Annotated in this window: 17 protein-coding genes; 6 read left to right on the top strand and 11 right to left on the bottom strand. The window is 36.5% G+C overall.

The window, feature by feature from the left end; translation table 11 throughout:
* The first annotated feature begins 77 nt into the window (after positions 1–77).
* The 4 genes from ACOI1C_RS14585 to ACOI1C_RS14600 all read left to right on the top strand — a co-directional run bounded on the left by ACOI1C_RS14585 (position 78) and on the right by ACOI1C_RS14600 (position 4154).
* Entirely contained in the window at positions 78–776 is a 699-nt protein-coding gene (locus ACOI1C_RS14585; RefSeq protein WP_422511232.1) for a response regulator transcription factor, read from the top strand.
* Entirely contained in the window at positions 777–2021 is a 1245-nt protein-coding gene (locus ACOI1C_RS14590) for a hypothetical protein (protein WP_422511233.1), read from the top strand. It abuts the gene before it with no gap.
* A gap of 504 nt (positions 2022–2525) precedes the next feature.
* Positions 2526–2807 (top strand): OsmC family protein, encoded by a 282-nt coding sequence (locus tag ACOI1C_RS14595; RefSeq protein ID WP_422511234.1) that lies wholly within the window; start codon positions 2526–2528, stop codon positions 2805–2807.
* A 237-nt stretch (positions 2808–3044) separates the two neighbouring features.
* Positions 3045–4154: a Fic family protein gene (locus ACOI1C_RS14600; protein ID WP_422511235.1), complete on the top strand. Its 1110-nt coding sequence runs from the start codon at positions 3045–3047 to the stop codon at positions 4152–4154.
* 870 nt (positions 4155–5024) lie between these two features.
* On the opposite strand, the gene ACOI1C_RS14605 is transcribed toward ACOI1C_RS14600, so the two are convergent.
* The 9 genes from ACOI1C_RS14605 to ACOI1C_RS14645 form a co-directional block, all read right to left on the bottom strand.
* A complete protein-coding gene (locus ACOI1C_RS14605; RefSeq protein WP_422511236.1) occupies positions 5025–5852 on the bottom strand; it encodes an alpha/beta fold hydrolase in 828 nt (275 codons plus the stop codon).
* Positions 5853–5864: 12 nt separating this feature from the next.
* Positions 5865–6707, bottom strand: coding sequence for an alpha/beta fold hydrolase (locus ACOI1C_RS14610; protein ID WP_422511237.1), 843 nt, complete (start codon positions 6705–6707; stop codon positions 5865–5867).
* Positions 6708–6724: 17 nt separating this feature from the next.
* Positions 6725–7615: an ABC transporter permease gene (locus ACOI1C_RS14615; RefSeq protein ID WP_422511238.1), complete on the bottom strand. Its 891-nt coding sequence runs from the start codon at positions 7613–7615 to the stop codon at positions 6725–6727.
* 13 nt (positions 7616–7628) lie between these two features.
* Positions 7629–8573, bottom strand: a complete 945-nt coding sequence (locus ACOI1C_RS14620; protein WP_422511239.1) for an ABC transporter permease — start codon at positions 8571–8573, stop codon at positions 7629–7631.
* 106 nt (positions 8574–8679) lie between these two features.
* On the bottom strand, positions 8680–10341 hold the full coding sequence (locus tag ACOI1C_RS14625; RefSeq protein WP_422511240.1) for an ABC transporter substrate-binding protein: 1662 nt from the start codon (positions 10339–10341) through the stop codon (positions 8680–8682).
* A gap of 14 nt (positions 10342–10355) precedes the next feature.
* A complete protein-coding gene (locus ACOI1C_RS14630; protein WP_422511241.1) occupies positions 10356–11582 on the bottom strand; it encodes a dipeptidase in 1227 nt (408 codons plus the stop codon).
* Positions 11583–11646: 64 nt separating this feature from the next.
* Positions 11647–12660, bottom strand: coding sequence for an ABC transporter ATP-binding protein (locus ACOI1C_RS14635; protein WP_422511242.1), 1014 nt, complete (start codon positions 12658–12660; stop codon positions 11647–11649).
* Between the two features lie 17 nt (positions 12661–12677).
* A complete protein-coding gene (locus ACOI1C_RS14640; RefSeq protein WP_422511243.1) occupies positions 12678–13673 on the bottom strand; it encodes an ABC transporter ATP-binding protein in 996 nt (331 codons plus the stop codon).
* A gap of 33 nt (positions 13674–13706) precedes the next feature.
* Positions 13707–14249, bottom strand: coding sequence for a helix-turn-helix domain-containing protein (locus ACOI1C_RS14645; RefSeq protein ID WP_422511244.1), 543 nt, complete (start codon positions 14247–14249; stop codon positions 13707–13709).
* 196 nt (positions 14250–14445) lie between these two features.
* Here ACOI1C_RS14645 and ACOI1C_RS14650 point away from each other — a divergent pair, with 196 nt between their 5' ends.
* Positions 14446–14859 carry a hypothetical protein gene (locus ACOI1C_RS14650; protein ID WP_422511245.1) on the top strand — a complete coding sequence of 138 codons (414 nt, stop codon included), beginning with the start codon at positions 14446–14448 and terminating at the stop codon, positions 14857–14859.
* Positions 14860–15643: 784 nt separating this feature from the next.
* A complete protein-coding gene (locus tag ACOI1C_RS14655; protein WP_422511246.1) occupies positions 15644–16138 on the top strand; it encodes a sigma-70 family RNA polymerase sigma factor in 495 nt (164 codons plus the stop codon).
* Between the two features lie 267 nt (positions 16139–16405).
* Here the strand turns inward: ACOI1C_RS14655 and ACOI1C_RS14660 are convergent, their stop codons facing one another.
* Positions 16406–17143 carry a hypothetical protein gene (locus ACOI1C_RS14660; RefSeq protein WP_422511247.1) on the bottom strand — a complete coding sequence of 246 codons (738 nt, stop codon included), beginning with the start codon at positions 17141–17143 and terminating at the stop codon, positions 16406–16408.
* Positions 17133–18440, bottom strand: coding sequence for an AAA family ATPase (locus ACOI1C_RS14665; protein ID WP_422511248.1), 1308 nt, complete (start codon positions 18438–18440; stop codon positions 17133–17135). The genes ACOI1C_RS14660 and ACOI1C_RS14665 overlap by 11 nt, the downstream gene beginning before the upstream one ends.
* Positions 18441–19800: the final 1360 nt, after the last annotated feature.

The raw sequence follows: 19800 nt of genomic DNA on the forward strand, positions 1-19800 counted from the left end.
CATTCATAATATTTTGGAAAATTTTGTCGAAACGTGTATAATAATAATTAAAATATTTTGTGTCGGGGTGTGGGTGGATGAATGTGTTACTTGTCGATGATGAACCGATTGTATTAGAGCAGCTTGAGTTCCTGATCAAACCACTTTGCCCATTATGGAAGCTATTCCCTACTATGGATAGTAGCCAAGCTCTACACTTATGTAAAAAAGAGGAGTTTCATCTAGCCTTTCTTGATATTGAAATGCCAGGGAAATCTGGTTTAGAGCTCGCTATAGAACTTAAAGCGTTGTATAAAGATATTAGAATTGTCATGATTACGGCTCATCAGGAATTTGAATATGCCAAACGGGCCATTCAAATTGGAGTCGGTGACTTTTTAACAAAACCAATCATTGAAAGTGAACTGAAAGAGGTCATAAAAAAGCACGCAAAAGACATTCATTACCTTGATTGCTCCAAGCTTGTCTCTGATGCTTTGCAGGTTATTCATGTTAAGTATCAAGAGAAACTCAGTTTATCCATGGTGGCTAGTGACATTCATACAAACCCTTCTTATTTAAGTAGGAAATTCAGTGAGGAAGTGGGTACTTCTTTTTCCGATTACTTGATTGATTATCGAGTGGAAGTAGCAAAGGCCTTGCTAAAAAAAGGAGAATTAACAATCTCACAAATTTCAGAACAGGTTGGGTTCAATACGTTGCATTATTTTAGCTCTATTTTCAAACGAAAAGTTGGAGTGACTGCTAAACATTTTCGCGAAATGAGGACTCCGTAATTGCGCACAAAGACTCTAGGACAGTTAGGAATTGGTATTACATCTGTTTTATTAATCTCAAGATGGCTATCGGCGAACGCTATGTTTACAGCCTCCGAGGCCACCATGACTTACGGTATTATCGCAGGTCTACTTTTTGGCATAATGGGAGCGATCGCGTTTTTCACATTTGGCCTTATCGGTAAAAAGGCCCGACAGCAAAATGAGGGTGCTCATTCCTTGATGGATCTTGTACAAGATAAGTTGGACCAGAAGACAAAAAACACCTTATTTTTATTGATCGGAATTAGTTATTCCATAGAATTTTTATTGCTAGCTATTGGTGCTAGTATCCTTTTTTATGCCACCTTCCACTTACCTATTTGGTTTGGCGTCCTACTTTTTATATTAGTCGGTTTGCCTCTCCTATTGTTTCGTTTTATTCGAGATATCGGAAAGTATGCGATCTATAAAATTGGGATTTTCCAATCCATTATTATTATTCTGTTTGTCTATTTGTTCCTATCTAGTGATTTAGAAAAAATGTTTTTTGGGATGAAATTGTACCATCCTTATATGTTTACGATTCAAATTGAAGAGCTTTTTATCTATACACTTGCTATTTTTCTTATTTTCCTTGGAAAACTTCTAACTGATTTTGGGACCTGGAACATTTTATTTCGCATTAAAAAGGAAAAAATCAGTCAGAGCTTCATCCTATCAGGTAGTATTTGGGCAACGATCCCGCTCTGTTTTTCGATAATGATCTTCCCTGCCTTGTCTCTTGGTGGTTTTAGAAATGTTACCACCCTGTTCTATGATTTGCTGAATTTGCTGGAATCACCCGTTTTCTTACTAATCAGTGCGTCTACATTATTAGCTACGTTAATGACCACTTACTTCTCAAAACTAAACGACTTTTTACAGCTTTTTGAAACGAAGGGCTTTCAAAAGAGGAAAAAGACTGTTTATTTAACCATTCTTTTCACTATTGTCGTTTTATATGGCGGCTACCTCCTTTTTCGCCCAGACATCATCGAACTATTTTTCTTTACAGGAGTGATCAACGCCTCCCTGCTCTTTCCAGTCCTGTTTATCATCTTCATAAAAAGGAAGGTTCACCACCGGCTGGTCCTTATCACGGTTCTACTTAGTATCATGGCAGGATATCTTCCCTATCCCAGTGCAAAACCTATCATAAATATTTTGGATTCTTCACTTACCTCTATATTAATATTAGGGGTATATACGATTCGTATGAAATGAGGGACAAGGGGTCAGGTTCCTCGTCCCAGTGGGACCTGGGACCTGACCGAAACCACTGAAAAAGTCCACTTTTTTAAACAGTATGTGCTAAACCACCTGTTGATTTCCACTCCAGGTTGCTCCCTTTCCGCAGGGCGGGCGGTGAGCCTCGCACCTTCCGTTCCAATCAACATAGGCATTCTAAATTAACTCATTTTTCGGATACAACTACTTTTTCAGTGGTCTCTACCTGACCCCTTGTCCATGAGTTATAACTTCTCTTGTCAAACAGTAATAGGGCCAGAGGGTCAGGTTCCTGGGCCCAAATAATCTTTAGGCACTGGGTCATGGTGCCTGTCCCCGTGGTTCTCCAGACTATTCAGCAATAATATGCTATTTTAATGGTGACAATGGATTTCATTTACTGGGAACTGAAGATTTATGTGCCTTTTGCGAGATTGTTATAGTATCTCAAAGACTTTTACCCAGGAAAGCCTTTGCCGCCAAAAATATACTAGTAGAATTGTGAGGAGATTAAATTTGAGAAGTGAGGAATTGCGTGAACTTCAGGCACCTCTGAAAGAGAAATATCGTGACGATCCCAAGCAGGCTACCATTACTTTACATGCCACGGGGATTATTGGTGAGGGGGTTACCTGCAATGTTAACACAGGTAAAGCTCTTGTTAAAGCAGGTCTTCATCCAGCCACAGGAGGAACAGGTATGGCTGCTTGTTCTGGCGATATGCTTCTTGAGGCATTAGTTGCCTGCACTGGAGTGACACTTAAAGCCGTAGCTAAACAATAAAAATGGGTCATGGTGCCTGTCCCCGTGGATCTACAAGACTCACTACGAGTGAATGGTTAGTTCTTGCTCGGTGGGAATTCCACCCTCTATATGTTGCAACCTAGGCTCGGTCGCTCTGACAGGCACCAGAAAACGCCTTGCATTTATGATATTTTTTAATTATAAAATAGCGTAACGCTTAAAAATAGTGCAACATAGAACATAATAGTAAGAAAAATTATCATAGGAGGTAAGTAAATGAGAAAACCATATAACCTTCCCCTCCTTCCATTGACCTTTGATGCAGAAACACAGCTTGCGTTTTATAAGAAGGTGGTTGAAGTTTTATCAAAATTAGAGAGATTGAAGCAAAAACTTGGATACTCGCTGGTAAATGAGTCCTTTATACAATTATTAACTTTACAAGAATCGGTTCAGTCAACTCGCATTGAGGGAACACAAATTACCTTTAGTGAAATGCTTGAAGATCAGATAGACCAACAACAGAATTGGGAAAAAGTTGAAGTGCGTAATTATCAAAGAGCTTTAAAAATTGGTGTGGAGGCAATACAGGTTGGATACCCCTTAAACGAGCGCTTAATACGTGACATGCACAAAGTATTGATGGAAAATGCTCGTGGTTCTACAAGTACTTCAGGAGAATATAGAAAGATACAAAATTTTATTGGACCTACAAAAGATATTAAAGATGCAACATATATTCCTCCCGAACCTCAGCATATGGGGGAATACATGACAAATATAGAGGGTTACATCAATGGACATCCTTATAAAAAAACTGAGGTAGATGATACATTCCATCCACTTATTAAAGCGGCAATTATTCATGCACAATTTGAATCCATTCACCCTTTTTTAGATGGAAATGGGAGATTAGGGAGGATTCTAATTGTTTTATTCTTGCTTCAAACAAAACTAATTGAGTCACCTTTCTTTTTTATTAGTGAGGAACTTGAACGCGAGAAATTTAAGTACTACGCTTTACTGAATGGTGTTCGTGAAATTGGAAAAAAGGAACCAGATTGGAAAAGCTGGATACTATTTTTCCTAGACTCTACTATTCGTATGGCTGAACAACATTACGAAAAATTAGACAAAGCAGAAAAACTATATAATGAAGGTATTGTTAAACTGCAGCAACCCTCCACTCAGAAAGTTTGGAGAGCATTATTTATGTACCCAGTCGCCACTGTTCACGAGATTGAATCATTTACACATATAGCTCCTGTAACAATTAGAAAGAGTCTAGCTCAGCTCGTTGAATTAAATATGATTTTTGGTGACGATCGTAAAAGAAACAGACGGTACTATCATTATGAATTAATCAGAATTATGTCAAGCTACTAATTTTATTTAAAGAGAATTGAAAAATCTAAGACTCAAGATATCTTATAGGTCATTTTTTGAATTGATAAGTGGTTTAACATGGGTGCTGATACTAATGGTTTGATGTCCTAAAATAGGAGGAAGTCCCATAAACATATGGATATGAGACTCCCTCTTCTGCTTATATATATTCAGAGATATTTATATCTTTGTATTATTGGTGCATGGGTTCGAAATATAATCAACTAAACGAACTGTTTCGTGAACCGAAATAAGCACGAGAAGCAGAAAATTTTTTATTGAATGTCGAACTACTAAGACAAAAACTTTGAAAAAACTATCCTGCTTCTTTGCACTTGAAAATTTTGCGAACATTACTGAGTAAAGTCCCCTTAAGGTAAATAATTCTTTACTAAATATTGTGCTTCGATATTTTAGCAAAACTTCCAAGTGCTTATGTTAAGAACCTTCCCCATGCATCTTGGTAAATGCAACACCTATAAAAGAAGTAATCAACATTTCCGATGTCTACGAGGAATGTGGTTACTTCTTTTTGGGTTGCTATTCATTCGTTTTTTCAAGAGATTTTCCAACCTATTAACATTCGACAAATTTCGAGGCGTCACTGTGACCTAGAATTACCCTTATTCTTATAAAAACGTACAACCATCTTGTGTGAAACATTTCTGTGAAACAAGAAAATTCGGGTGGTGACAGGCACGCAAACAACAGGCACGCAAACATTACATTCGACAAATTCCGAGGCGTCACTGTGGTTGCCCCCCTGCTTCAACTCATTTGTGGAACATTTTTGTGAAACAAGATTTTTTGTGGCGTCACTGTGACCATACTTTACCGTTTACTTATAAAAAAGTAATCTAAATCAATCTATCAATCCATTAAAAATGTTCTTACCAACTTCAAATAGGCTTCATTTTCCTCTAGGTGTGGAGAGTGGCCACTTTTCTCAAAAATAACAAATGTAGAATTTTCAATTTCACGAGCGATATCTTCTGAGCAGACTACTGGTGTTACCCAGTCTTCTCGTCCAACGGTAACAAGGACAGGAACTTTAATAGTTTGTAACTGGTCTAACAAATCATAAGATTGCTTATTTACACTGAATGCATAGTTATGTGTTTCATAATGAAAATACATATCATCAAGGCGCTTTTTATTCGCCTCTTCATCTACTACTACTGTATATAATGGTAGAATAGCGGCAAACATTTCTCTGAATTCTTCATCTGATTTTACCCGACCGTGAAATAAACGGTCTAACATATCCTCATCGATACCAGGAAGTTGACTATTCAAAGCTTTTTCCATTGATAAATCATTGTAATTATTACTAGGAGCCGTATCTCTCAACAACACTCGACTTACGTTCTCAGGATATCTAATCACATATTCTAGTGTTAAAAACCCACCATACGACCCACCCAATATATTTATTTTCCCTAGGCCAAGAAAAAGACGCAGACCCTCAATATCAGCTGTCCATTGCTTATGAGAATAAGGAGGAACATCTTCTGATCGTCCAGAACCTCTCATATCTAAAAAGACAAGCTTGTATTGATCACCTAAGGATAAAAATGCCTTAATGTCCCCGCGGCAATCACCTAATCCAGGACCACCGTGAATAAAAAAAATTGGTTCTCCATCTTCTTTCCCCTGTATTTCATAATACAATTTGCACCCATTGATTGTTGTATACATGGAAACCCTCCTTTATTGTGAAACAGGAGCCTGTAGAACAAACTCTTTTATTAGATTTATATATGCTTCGGTTTTTTCTCTCACAAGTGAGTGACCATTGTTTTCAAAAATAACTAATCTAGCATTTGGTATATTAGCTACTATTTCCTCCGAGCATTCTATAGGTGTAATCCAATCATGCCTACCACCTGTTACCAAAACAGGTACCTTGATTTCATGAAGGCGTGAATTAAGGTTATATGTAGCTAAGTTTTGATTGAAAGCATAGTTATGTGTTTCATAGTGAAAATGAATGGATTCTAGCTTTGATTTCATAATCTCTTCATCTGGAATCATTGCATATAATGGCATGATGGCACTATATAGGTCTTTAAAATCATCATTTGATTGCACGTTTCCTTCAAAAAGTCTTCGCATTCTATCTTGGTCAATTCCAGGTAGATTACTATTTAAGGCATTTTCTATTGCTGCATAATGGTGTTCATTATTGGCAGAAGTAACATTAAAAAGTGCGTGTGACACATGGGATTGATACTTTAATACATATTCTTGGGCGATAAAACCACCGTATGATGACCCATGAATGATAATTTTATTTAAACCAAAATGCTTTCGAAGCTCATTAATATCCTCTACCCATTGGTCATGTGTATATGGAGCTACATCTTGTGATCGACCAGAGCCCCTCATATCTATAAATACAAGACGATAAGTTGATGCTAGAGGAGCAAATGATAACACATCACCTCGGCAATCTCCTAACCCTGGTCCACCATGAATGAATAAAATGGTTTCCTTATGTTCTTCACCTAAAACTTCATAGTATAGCTGGCAATTATTAATAGTAATAAGCAATAATACTCCCCCTTACTTTATTTAACATGCTTTGGATCAAGTGCATCACGTAATCCGTCTCCTAGAAAGTTATAGGCAAGTACAACTACTGTAATTGCAACTCCTGGTAAAACTCCTAAAATTGGCGCACTCCAAATATACTGCTGTGCATTTTGTAGCATATTACCCCAAGTAGGTGTTGGGGGTTGTATACCTAATCCTAGATAACTAATTGCACTTTCTGTTAATATCGCCCAAGCGATTCCAAGAGTACTCGCAACAATTATAGTAGGTATAACCTGTGGAATAACATGACCAACTAATGTTCTTAAAGAAGACGCACCAGAGGCGATTGAAGCTTCTACAAATTCAAGAGATTTCCACTTTAACGTCTCCCCATAAACCACACGGGCAATCTCCATCCAGGATGTCATCCCAATTACAATGACAATCATTACTGGACTTTGACCAAGAACTGTTAATGCTACAAGTGCCAAAAAGAAATTGGGAATGGCCATCATCGCTTCCGTTATCCTCATTAATACAGCGTCAAGCCATCCACCAAAATAGCCGGCAGCTGCCCCAACAATCCCCCCTATAAGGATGGTAAATGTCATAGCTGTAAATCCTACCAATAAGGTAATTTGCCCCCCTTGTAACATACGACTTAATACATCGCGTCCTAAATCGTCAGTTCCAAGTGGATGAGCCAGTGTCCAACTTGCTAATGTTTCGGTTGGGTTTATTTTTTCTGGACTAATTGTCCATACTAGTGGGCCAATAAATACCGTGATATGAATAAGAAAAAGAAACCATAAGGAGATAAAAGCCGCTTTATTTTTTGCCAATCGAGAAAGCACATTTCTTTTCTTTGCTTTTTTTATTGTTACAATTGATGTTTCTTTATGTGTAACTTGTACCGCTCCCATGTCCTCACCTCCACTACGAAACATTTTTGACACGAGGATCAATTCTTGAATAAATAATATCAACAATAAAGTTTGACAGGATAACAATCACCGTTACAATTACCGTCAAACCCATTACAAGGTTGTAGTCTCTACTTTGTGCTGCTTCGACAATTAGACGTCCCATACCTGGCCATCCAAATACAGATTCAACAATAACTGCTCCACCAAGTAAACGAGGTATTAGAACACCAATAATAGATACCACTGGTATTAGTGCATTTCTTAAAGCGTGTGAATAGATGACTATAAATTCTTTCGCACCTTTTGCACGTGCTGTTCGTACATAGTTTTGTGTAATTACTTCAAGCATCGACGATCGAGTAAACCGAACGATGGTAGGAAGAGTTGAAGTTGCCAATATGATCACAGGCATCAACAAGAACTTAGCCTGTTCTCCTAATCCACTTTCTTCTGGGGCAACACCTGAAGATGGAAGCCATTGCAAAGTAACTGAAAATAAAAGGATAAACATAATTGCAAGCCAAAAAGAAGGGATAGATAAACCGATAACACTGAAAAAGTTTACAACATAATCACTCATTCGATTCCTTCTAATAGCTGCGAATATTCCCAAGATGATACCAACGGTAACTGATAAAATAAGCGTTATAATTGCTAATTTTAATGTATTAGGAAAACGCTCAGCTACTCTTTGAACGACCGGCTGACCACTTGAAAGTGACGTTCCTAAATCACCTTGAAAGGCATTACCTAACCATTCACCATATCGAACAATAATAGGCTTATCCAAACCCATTCTAACAATCAATGCTTGACGCTCCTCTTCACTTGCATCCATACGCATTAGGGAAGAAGGACCACCTGGAGCAAGATTAATTAAGAAGAATGTAATAATTGTTACAATAAATACTAGAATTATACTTTGCCAAAGACGATTCAGGACAAAGTGCAACATATTTCTCCACCCCTTTATTGTTGCAAAAATTAACCCTTTAACACTTTAAAGTATTGGGGGTAAGGCCCCCATCTTGATAAAGCGGTAAAGGGTTAAAGTTTAAAGATTACTCTACCCACACTTCGTTAATGTAGTATAGCTTTCCACCCATGTACATCTCAGGAGCACCATGAACACGAACACTAGTTACTGAGATTTCTTGTGGGTACCATAAGTACAAGTATGGCAATGTATCAGACATATATTGTTGGACTTCTGTATAAATCTTTTTACGTTCTTCAGGATCACTTGTCTGTTGTCCTTTTAGCAATAGCTCATCCAGTTTCTCATCTTGATAACCTGGTATGTTGTTTCCTTTTCCAGCATTACCTGAGAAGTATTGTGCAAATACGTCTGGATCTGTTGGGTAAGCCCACCAGTTTAAAATCATCTCATAATCACGATTAATAACGTTCTTTTGAATCATTGTGTTCCATTCTAATGTTTTAAATTCAACGTCTAGCCCAATATCCTTTAAGTATTGATGAACCATTTGACCTACTGGCTCTAAATCACCTTGTTGTGCAATTTCAAATAAGAAAGAGAACTTCTTACCATCTTTATCTACAATTCCATCACCATCTGAATCTGTCCATCCTGCTTCTGCTAATAATTGCTTCGCTTTCTCAGGATTAAATTCATATCTTGTAACTTGATCTGTATAATAGAATGATTGATTCGGAGTAATGGCGGCATCTGCAATCTTTGCATAACCCTTTAAAACCGTATCAATAATCGCTTGTCGGTCTATCGCATGAACAAATGCTTGACGAACCCTTACATCTGTAAACAACTCATTTTCTTGATTTAAAGAAATCCAGAAGTATTTCGTTGTGTCATTCGCCACTACTTCTAATTTTTCAGAGCTCTTTAAGCGATCAATTGCAGCTTTATCTTCGACTACAAATAAATCAAGTTCTCCACTTAATGCTTGTGCAATTTGTGTATTTGCATCAGGTACAATTTTGAATATAACACTGTCTAGGTTTGGAGCACCAGCATAAAAATCATCATTTCTTACTAACTCAACGCTTTGTCCAGAGATGTATTTCCCCACCTTAAATGGACCTGTACCAACTGGAGCTTCCTTATTAAAGGAAGTTAATTCCCAAGGATCTTCACCTACGAATTTATGTTGAGGAATAATCTCAGCATTAAACCCTAAGTAAGCAGGTAGTGCAGCATTTGCGGTTTTCATATGAAAATTAACGGTAAATTCATCTACTACTTCAACACGTTCTACAGTCTTAAAGTTTGATGAACCATTTGCACCCAAGTCTGGATTTAATACAATATCGTTAAAGGTAAAAGCTACATCTTCTGCAGTAAACTGCTCACCATCATGCCATTTAACATTTTTTCTTAAATGAAAAGTCCAAATCATTCCATCCTCAGAAGCTTCCCAAGATTCTGCTAGATGTGGAGAAGGAGCTAAATCTTCACCTGGTCTTGTTAAGCCTGAAAAAATAACACGGTTTACAAGATTTGATTCTGCATAAGCATTCGGATGCCATGGGTTAAAGATAGGGTCCCCAACGATTGGGATTGTTACCTTCCCACCTTGCTTGGAAGTTGCTGAATCAGCTTCTGTTTTAGATGCAGTATTCTCCTTGCTTTTAGTATCTGTCCCAGATGGTTGTGATGACCCATTGGAGCCACATGCAGATAATATAAGGATGAATACTAGAAAGAGAATGTTAACTAATTTAGTATTTTTACGTTTTATCATTTTTATTTCCTCCTTTATTTAGCCCACGTTTCTTTTAATACACGTATAATATTTCCACCCATTACCTTCGTGATATCTTCTCTACTATATCCACGTTTTACAAGCCAGCGGAGGATGTTAGGAAAACATTCAGCAGGATTTTCAAGTCCTTCTACATAAGGAACTCTCTGCATATTTGGCATCTGAGCTTTTTTAATTGATAGTTGCCCTGATAAAAGTGTATGAAGCCCAACATGGTCACCGAAAAGTGTATCCGGACCAAATGCTACATGATCAATACCTACTAGATTTGCCGAGTATTCAAAATGCTCCATAAACGATTCAATATTATGAGCAGGGTGGTTATCTGTAACTGTTGAATGTGGAGCTGCTTCAATCGCAATAACTCCTCCTTTTTCTGCACAAGCCTTAATGACTTCGTCTGGCTTCAAACGATTTGTATTCCAGATAGCACGTGCCCCAGCATGGTTAATCGTGACTGGCTTTTCGCTTACTTCAATTGTGTCTAATGCTGTTTTATCACCTGCGTGAGAAAGATCGACTGTGATTCCTAACTTGTTCATTCTTCTTACAGCCTGCCTACCAAACACCGTTAATCCACCATCACTAGGTTCTCTTAATCCAGAGCCTAATTGGTTAGCTTCTGAATAACAAACTCCCATTGTACGAATACCAAATCCATATAAAACATCAAGTCTATCAAGTTCATTTTCTATCATTGAACAAGATTCTAATGCACCAACAAAAGCAATCTTCCCTTCTTTTTTCGCGCGATATATATCAGAAATACGCTCTGCCTTAATAACCATATCCTGATGCGCGATATCACTAAATCGGATTCCAAGATCGTGGATAACATCTGACCACTTCCATCCAGCTTGTGATGTTACGAATGCTGTTCCATCCATAAAATTTTCAAATACAACATCTAAACCAGATTTACTAAGTGCTTCAAAGGCAGTCCAATCTCGACCTTGTCGTCTAAATTCATAAAATTCTTGGAGGTTTTCTGGTGCAATAAATGTGTGTTCATGCATAGAAATCATCAAATCTTCACCTAAAATAGCTTGTACAGAATCTTCTTCCTTTTCCGTGACCGGGTAAGTATAAGCTGGAACACGACCAATTTCTTTTGCTAATTGATATTCTTTGTAATCAATTCCAGGCTCTAAATATTGAAAAGATTTGTACCCATCATATTGTTTTGGATTTCCTTTTAATTCCTTTGATTTCACTTCCATTTTAAAACCTCCATTTTTTAATAATTTATAATATTCAGTCTTTTAAAGACAGAATTCCCCTAATTTACAGTGGATAGTGACAGGCAACATAATGATTTTTTGTATACTCTTGTAACTCTGGAGAATCCACTATGCATCGATCTGTTGCGATTGGGCACCTCGTGTGAAATCTACATCCACTTGGTGGATTTGCGGGAGATGGAATTTCCCCTTTTAAAACAATACGTTCCTTCCGATTATAAGGATTCGGTGAGGGATTCGTTGATAGTAAAGCATGTGTATATGGGTGTCGCGGCTGGGTAAATAGTTCATCTGTTTCCGCAACTTCTACTAATTTGCCTAAATACATAACACCGACACGGTCTGATATATGCCTTACAACATTTAAGCCATGTGCTATAAAAAGATAAGTTAATCCTAATTGCTTCTGCAAATCTTTTAGTAGATTAATAATCTGAGCTTGAACTGAGACATCTAAAGCTGATACTGCTTCATCGGCTAATATGAATTTTGGTTTTAACGCAATAGCTCTAGCAATACCAACCCTTTGTCTTTGACCTCCTGAAAACTCATGTGGGTAACTATGTCTTCTTGAAGGGTCAAGTCCGACTAATTCTAAAAGTTCACAAACTTTCTCATCTCTTTCTTTTCCTTTGGCTATACCATGTACTCGGAACATCTCGCCTATTGCTTCACCAATGGTAAGTCTGGGGTTTAATGACCCAAATGGATCTTGAAAAATAATCTGCATTTCTCTTCGAAGTTTCCTTAGCTCTGAGTGTGGCAAGGAGAGTAAATCTTTATCTTCAAATACTACCTTTCCATCCGTTGCCTCTTGTAGTCGTAACAAAACTCTACCAAGAGTAGATTTCCCAGAACCGGACTCACCTACAAGTCCGAATGTTTCACCACGATTGATGTAAAATGATACATCATCTACTGCTTTTACGTGTCCAGTAACTCTACGGAACACCCCTTCTTTAATTGGAAAATACTTTTTGATGTTAGAAGCAACAATTAATGGTTCATTGTGTTCTTTTGTTCTGCTTTCTAAAAGCACATCTGATGAAGCACTCATAAAATACCTCCTCTCTACTAAACTAACTTTTTAGTAGTAGCAATTTCTTCATAATGCCAACACGCAATGCTTCTGTGCTCATCTGTTAAGGTTAGGCTCGGTTCTTCTTGTTTACATTTTTCAGTAGTAAATTCACACCTTGGGTGGAACCTACAGCCAGATGGTAAGTTGGAAAAATTCGGTATGCTACCTGGTATAGATAGAAGTCTATCAGCTCGATTACCGTCAGTCGTAGGAATGGAACGTAGTAGCCCTATCGTATATGGATGAAGTGGTTTATCGAAAATATCATAAACAGAACCTTCTTCTACTACTTTTCCAGCATACATAACAACTACACGATCTGACATTTCTGCAGCAACACCAATATCATGGGTAATAAGTAAAATGGACATATTAAGTTTTTCTTTTAAATCCTGTAACAAAGATAAGATTTGCGACTGAATCGTTACATCAAGAGCAGTAGTTGGTTCATCCGCAATTAATAACTTAGGTTCTGAAGCTAAAGCTATAGCAATCATTGCTCTTTGCCTCATCCCCCCTGATAGTTCATGGGGATATTGTTTAACACGAATGTTTGGTTCAGACATACCAACCAACTGAAGAAGTTCTACCGCTCGTCCCATAGCCTCTGCCTTTGAACATTTTTTATGAAAGCGAATTGCTTCACAAATTTGCTTCCCTATTGTAAAGACAGGATTTAATGCTGTCATAGGCTCTTGGAAAATCATCGCGATTTGATCACCGCGAATCTTACACATTTCTTCATTTGTTTTAGTTACTAAGTCTTCGCCTTCAAAATTCATTTCACCATTCAATATTGTTCCATTTTCAAACTCAATAAGTCTTAAAATCGATAATGAAGTAACACTCTTTCCACTTCCTGATTCCCCAACAATACAAACTGTTTGACCTCTCTCTACAGTAAAGGAAACATCTTCTACCGCTTTAATAATTCCATCGTCAGTCAAAAAACCAGTACTTAAATGTTTTACTTCTAGAATTGCGCTCAATTTTTAGCTCCTCCCTTCAATAAAATTGTCGATTTAAAAAATAACTGGTGTTATAACACAAAGTAGAATGGTTACCTCATCTAGTGGATTTTCTCCATAGTGGGGTAATTCTGATGGAAAATGAATGGAATCGCCCTCTTTAACAAATAAATCTTGGTTATCTACAGTAAATACGACTGTTCCTTTTAAAACGTAATAAAACTCTTCACCTGGGTGATGAAACGTTTGAGTTTTCTTTTGGTTAGGAGCTAGATGGATGAGGAATGGCGCGAGTGATCTTGCCGGAAACTCCCCATTAAGCCTAATATATTTAGATTCTAGTCCTTTAATTTCATAAGAAATCTGATCTTGTTTTTTCACAACGTATTTTTCATTTTTAGGTTCTTCAAAAAAATATGTAATACTCACATTAAATGCATCTGCTATTTTCTTAAGTGAATTGATAGCTAAGGAAGATGTTCCTCTTTCTATTTGCGATAAAAAGCTAACGGATAGCTCTGTCCTTTCACTCAAATCTTTTAATGTCATATTATTTTTATTTCGTAAGTCTTTTATTTTTTGATAAATATCTTCCATTTGGGGTCACCCTTGCTCGGTTTATTATTATTGTATTACTGTAATCTTTATTGTATTACTATATTTTTTATAAATAATAACATATTATTTCATGCGTGTTGATTAACCAATAAAATCCAAAAAAAGTATACCAAAAAGGACACCTTTCTTGTAGAATGATGTTTGCTGACAAACAAACTACAGAAGAGGTGCCCTCTTGAAGAAGAATACCACATTCCACAATTTGTTTCAAAAAATTGTTTCAGAAGAAGAAATAGCTACTATTCAGGATGCCATCGGCTACAAAGATACAGCACGTAAACTTGATGTTGTAACACTCATTAATTACTTGCTCTGTGCTTCAATGAATGAGCTCAAAAGTTATCGAGACTGCGCAGATGTAGGCGACCAGCATGGACTTCCAAAGATTAATCATTCCACTCTCTCAAAAAAGGCTGGTCATTTGGACTACAACATCATGAAGAAATTATTCCATTTTGTTGTGTCTAAATGCAATCGGGTGACACGGCGATCACTGAAGATTTCAAAGGAGCTTCTCTTGGTAGACTCCACCACGATCACAGTGGGAAAGTCACGACTTCCTTGGGCCATTAAAGCGGCAAAGAGTTGAGTAAAAACGGCATTTTCAGTCGTGCCAAATAAAACAGGCCTATTGACTGGCGTTCTGAAATGGCTGTTATTTTGAATAAATACAAAAAATCCCAAGGGATAAGTATGTCTAATTTTGGATAATCAACACCCGTGATATTATTTATAAAAATAAAGAAAAATATTATAATTTTTAGAATTTTATATAAACTTGTTTGCATTTGTTTATTCCAAGCAGTTTTATGATGAATTTCGATATTCGATCTTTATTTTTTAAATAACATCTTACTCCGATAACTCATAGCTTTCAACAAGTTTTTTAAAAATTCTCACTCTTTCTGGTTAGTTTATAATCATTTGTATTTAAATATAGTTATACATTTCTTAGAAATCATGACTTTTTCGCCAGCCTCGAACCGTCCCTTTGCTTCACTAGGAATTCTCTTGCTGCTCATAATTCCAAAAGGAACGTTCCGTAGACCTTATAAATAGTTTAGCGTCATCCTCGTTTTATTGATCAAATACAGTGTCATAATAGCGAATGTATATTTTATTTACATCGTTTATTTAAACGTGTCAAAGTCCTTGTCCACTTGAACCTGAAATAAAAAAACTACCATACCCCCAGTTCTCCTTCCCCCAATCCTCCCATACTCCGAGTATTCCCTAGGGCAAACTACCAGTATGCCGTAATCCCTAAGGCTGAAACTACCAATAAGGCGATGTGAAATGAATCTAGCAATCTATTAAGATAATCCTACCGGCGGAATAAATGAAAGAAGCGCGCTTTTTGGAAGGATAAAAGTTTGGAGAAGAATCAGTCTTTTCAGGAAGTATTTGAGAAAGAAGAATGGCTTATTAAAAGTGCCATAAAGGATTTGCATATTTATAAAAACATGGATGAGTATTATCAAGAGGGGTTAATTGGTTTTTGGGAGGCGTATGAACGCTTTGATCCAACGAAAGGGGCTGCATTTCGAACCTTTGCCTATAAGACCATCCGAGGAAAACTACTTACTTATTTGAAAAAGGCAAGAAGGAATGAGGATCGTGAGGCAACATTATCAGATGCTGTAATAGAGGTAATGGTGGACGAGCAGGTAGAAGTGCCTTTTCAGGGTGATTTAATCTCAACATACTGTATGGGATTAACCGAACAGCAAAAAATCTGGGTACACAAAGCATTTGTTGAGGGTAAAGGTCCGATGCAAATTGCTGCAGAGGAAGGAGTAAGTCTTGATACCGTGAAGTCTTGGAGGCGGTATGCGTTGCAGAAGATGAGAATGAACAGATTAATCTAATATAAAGGTTTAAGCTGCAAGGGATTTCTTTTGCCCTGCAGACATAGATAATAAGAAACAACCGCAATGCGTGAAGCACGCATTGCGGTTGTTTCTTTAAAAATAAGGTCCATCTTCGATTCTAGCAACCTGGATCCAGAAACTAAAAGAAGCAAGAGTCCAGTTCAGTCTCTTAACTTCATATCTCACAGTTGTGAAACAAGAAAATTCGGGTGGTGATAGGCACTTGAATGAACCGCCATCTGTCTCCTGTCTCCCTAGCTTTTCCTAGGTTCTATCGGCTAATAATCGATCAATGAACTCATACATTAGTATTGCGTTAGTATACCTTTGAAGTGAATGAACCTCTTGATAAATATATTTCCATGATTCCACATGTTTATTATCTGTGTCTTGGATCGGAGGAAAGTGATTACCCAGCAGATCATAAATAGTTGATGTTCCATTTATTCCTTTCAAAAAAGAAATTATTTTCTTTTGTTTCTGGTCGTGTGGAACATTTAGTTCATTGAACACCACATGTTCTAAATGCTGTGATAAATAAAACAACCGATATGGAATCTTAACTTTATTATAAGTAATCCTATCCATTAAGTGTACGGCTTTCGTATTGTCACTCTTAATTTTATTTCGATAATGTAAACCCTCTTGCTGCTCTTTTGAATTAACAAATATACCATTTTCTCTATATATTACATTTATTTCTTGATTGGGATTGATTTGAATATTATCATCCGGGATAAATGCTCCATCTGTATCAGAGAAATGTATTATTCCTAAAAAATCCTGCAGTTTTAAATCTCCTATTCGCTTAATGAAGAATTGTCTAATACGTTCTCTAATCTCCACCTCCCGTAGTTGAGGATCAGTAAATATATCGCCTTTATACGCCTTTATGAGCACTAACTGATTTGTATATTTTTGCTGTAGCCCTTCATAAAACAATTGACTATCCGATTCTCCTTCAACAATAACAAATAGAACTTTCTTCCGCTTAGTCTCCATCTGTTATTCCAGCCTCAATAAAGGATCGAACAATTTTTATAGGGTTTGTTTCTTCGTACAGAAACTCAGACTGACCACCCACCAAGAGCGTACGCAAATATACATTTCGCATGTTATTATTCTTTTGTAGATTCTTAAATTTTATATATCTACTTTTTTCATTAGTGGTTGTAAACCATATATTTTGTGGTGATAACTTTTCAAGTACCCGCAAATTATGAGAAGTGAAAATTAACTGACCTTTACTGTGTTCTTGAAAAATTTCTATCAACTCTCCTAGTAGATATTCAAAAATACCTGCATCTAATTCATCAATTATCACACAAGCAGAAGGAGTGTGAAAGACAGATATCAATGATGTCGTGATTGCAAACAACTTTAAAGTTCCTGCCGATTCAGCACTAAGAGGTAATGTAGTATCTCCCCTCTTTGAGATGAATTCAGCACGAACTCCTTCAATACCATTCGATAAAGTTGTTGCTCCCATATTTTTAAGATACACCTGTAAACCTGGAATGATTGCACTAACTACCACATTATTTCGTTCAATTAAATTAGACAAATAATTATATTGTTCTTTTGATAATGAAACAGGATCTTTGATATCGTAGGTACTACTTTCAAGTCGTTTAGTATTGAAATTATAAAATAAATAAGATGGAAATACTCCTTCTTGCAAATTCTTAATTACAAGGATATTTTTCGAGAACTGTTCCTTCAGTGCTTTATACACCAATAAATCAATACCATTAAATATTTTTTCTGATTGACCACTAATTATCTTGCTAAAGAATAGTGATCCTTCTACCTGTTCAGCCAATAGTTTAATCCCCAATAGTAGATTTTCAATATCCTGTTTTGGTTTTTGTCGTAACTGTATCGGTGTATCCTCATCATTAATGTACAGAAACATTTTGCCATACCTTGCTTCTTTTGCTCTGACCCTCTCTGATTTTACCACCATTCTATCTTCTTTATATTCAAGTTCTACGTGGTAATTAACCTTGTTGGTTTCCTCACCGGTCTGAACGAGGAATTCAAAATCCAAACTTAGAGTTTCTTGTCCTTCGTAAATGAGACGCTGGTTTTTATTAGGTAAGGCCTGAGCATTTAATAGCGATTGCAATATATAAAATGACTCTACTACTGCTGTTTTACCTGATCCGTTTTGTCCATAAAAACCAACAACTTGCGCATCTAACACATTGTCATTGTTTAAGTCAAAATCTATTTTTCCGTATTTTACATTTTTCACGTTCGTCATTTCCAAGGAAACAACTTTTACATCACTTTTCATTCTGTCACCTTCTCCAAGCTTTTTTATACATTATACCACTAAACACCTCCAATATACTTAATTTAATAAATTTTATCTAATATGTTATATTTAATTCCACTTATCATTAAATGTTTTCTGTAAATCTATACATTTTGTATTTGTTTTTTACTTGTTCTTCATGGATTTATAAATAGTAACAAATAATTCTTTGAATGTGTTTACCTCTTTGGAAGATAACGCCAACGCTATGGAATTCAGTACCAAACAGGAAGAATGGGAATGATCCCCGTGATTCCTGTTGATTTCCAGCCTTGCCTCTTTTTCTTTCATCGTCTAGACATTTATCATTAGTTGAATTCGTTAAATCTTTCTCTGGCTTTACGGGTAGTCTTGAAACCCTGAAGTCTTGGAGGAGGATGCGTTGCAGTAGATGAGAAGGAACATACAGATAATCTAATATAGAGGTTTAAGCTGCAAGGGACTTCTTTAAGAAAACTTGCAATTTTTATAGTATAAAGTCTTCATTTGTCCACTGGAGAACCTGTCTGTTGGCATTATACTTTTATAAACTTCCAAAATGAAACGTCGACGTTGTGCAACTTTTCTATCTCTACTTGGAAAATGTTTTCAAAGGATCTTAACTTTGCCCTGCAGATATAAATAAAAAGAAACAACCACGGTGCGCGAAGTGGTATTCCTCACGCATTCTAGTCTTTAAAAACTTGGATAAATGAGGGATATAAATATATGGAAACGCCTGTCAATAAAAATTGGTACCCTTCAGGTAAACGAATAAACTATCCTTTATTTATTTTAATATAGCAGAGTAATAATATTTTACATTGTTTTAAACAAACGTTTATTTAAATCTATCATACATTCCTTTAGAATATGGATTTTCCGAGGTGAGAAGCACGGGGACGGTTCTAACAGGGGTCAATCGGAAGTTTTGCGCGGAAAAAGGCACAACTAGTGAAATTATCTAGTTGTGCCTTTTCTCTATCTTATGCAAAAAATCCATCCGCAAAATTTTTGATTGCCAAGAAGAATGAAGTCGCGGTCCCTGATTTATGGAGTTCATTCGGCACTAAATTCACAAATTTGTTTAATTTTGAAGAAGGAATTTCACGATTTCCGTCGAATAATGGAATTTCAATAATTGACCTTTTTTCGACTTTTCATTACATGTATTTCCACTATTATACAATAATTTATCTAAATATCATAGGAGAATTCTTTTGAGCCATCGCAGAGCGAATTCGTTCTTCCCGTGCTTCTTATCAACTCTTGTGACAATCTAGGTAGATAACTTCAAATTACTTTTCATAAAAAGTTTTCCCTACTCAAAAAAGCCCACTATTTCTTCTTTACAAAAACC

Origin of the sequence: Bacillus sp. DJP31 (assembly GCF_049310945.1) — a bacterium.
Classification (GTDB): Bacteria; Bacillota; Bacilli; order Bacillales; family SA4; genus Bacillus_BS.

Bases quoted from the DNA above. Each gene is read 5' to 3' on its own strand.
- ACOI1C_RS14585 (WP_422511232.1), top strand. From the start codon at position 78: ATGAATGTGTTACTTGTCGATGATGAACCGATTGTATTAGAGCAGCTT.
- ACOI1C_RS14615 (WP_422511238.1), bottom strand. From the start codon at position 7,615: ATGGGAGCGGTACAAGTTACACATAAAGAAACATCAATTGTAACAATA.
- ACOI1C_RS14630 (WP_422511241.1), bottom strand. From the start codon at position 11,582: ATGGAAGTGAAATCAAAGGAATTAAAAGGAAATCCAAAACAATATGAT.
- ACOI1C_RS14635 (WP_422511242.1), bottom strand. From the start codon at position 12,660: ATGAGTGCTTCATCAGATGTGCTTTTAGAAAGCAGAACAAAAGAACAC.
- ACOI1C_RS14665 (WP_422511248.1), bottom strand. From the start codon at position 18,440: ATGAAAAGTGATGTAAAAGTTGTTTCCTTGGAAATGACGAACGTGAAA.
- ACOI1C_RS14620 (WP_422511239.1), bottom strand. From the start codon at position 8,573: ATGTTGCACTTTGTCCTGAATCGTCTTTGGCAAAGTATAATTCTAGTA.
- ACOI1C_RS14605 (WP_422511236.1), bottom strand. From the start codon at position 5,852: ATGTATACAACAATCAATGGGTGCAAATTGTATTATGAAATACAGGGG.
- ACOI1C_RS14625 (WP_422511240.1), bottom strand. From the start codon at position 10,341: ATGATAAAACGTAAAAATACTAAATTAGTTAACATTCTCTTTCTAGTA.
- ACOI1C_RS14660 (WP_422511247.1), bottom strand. From the start codon at position 17,143: ATGGAGACTAAGCGGAAGAAAGTTCTATTTGTTATTGTTGAAGGAGAA.
- ACOI1C_RS14600 (WP_422511235.1), top strand. From the start codon at position 3,045: ATGAGAAAACCATATAACCTTCCCCTCCTTCCATTGACCTTTGATGCA.
- ACOI1C_RS14645 (WP_422511244.1), bottom strand. From the start codon at position 14,249: ATGGAAGATATTTATCAAAAAATAAAAGACTTACGAAATAAAAATAAT.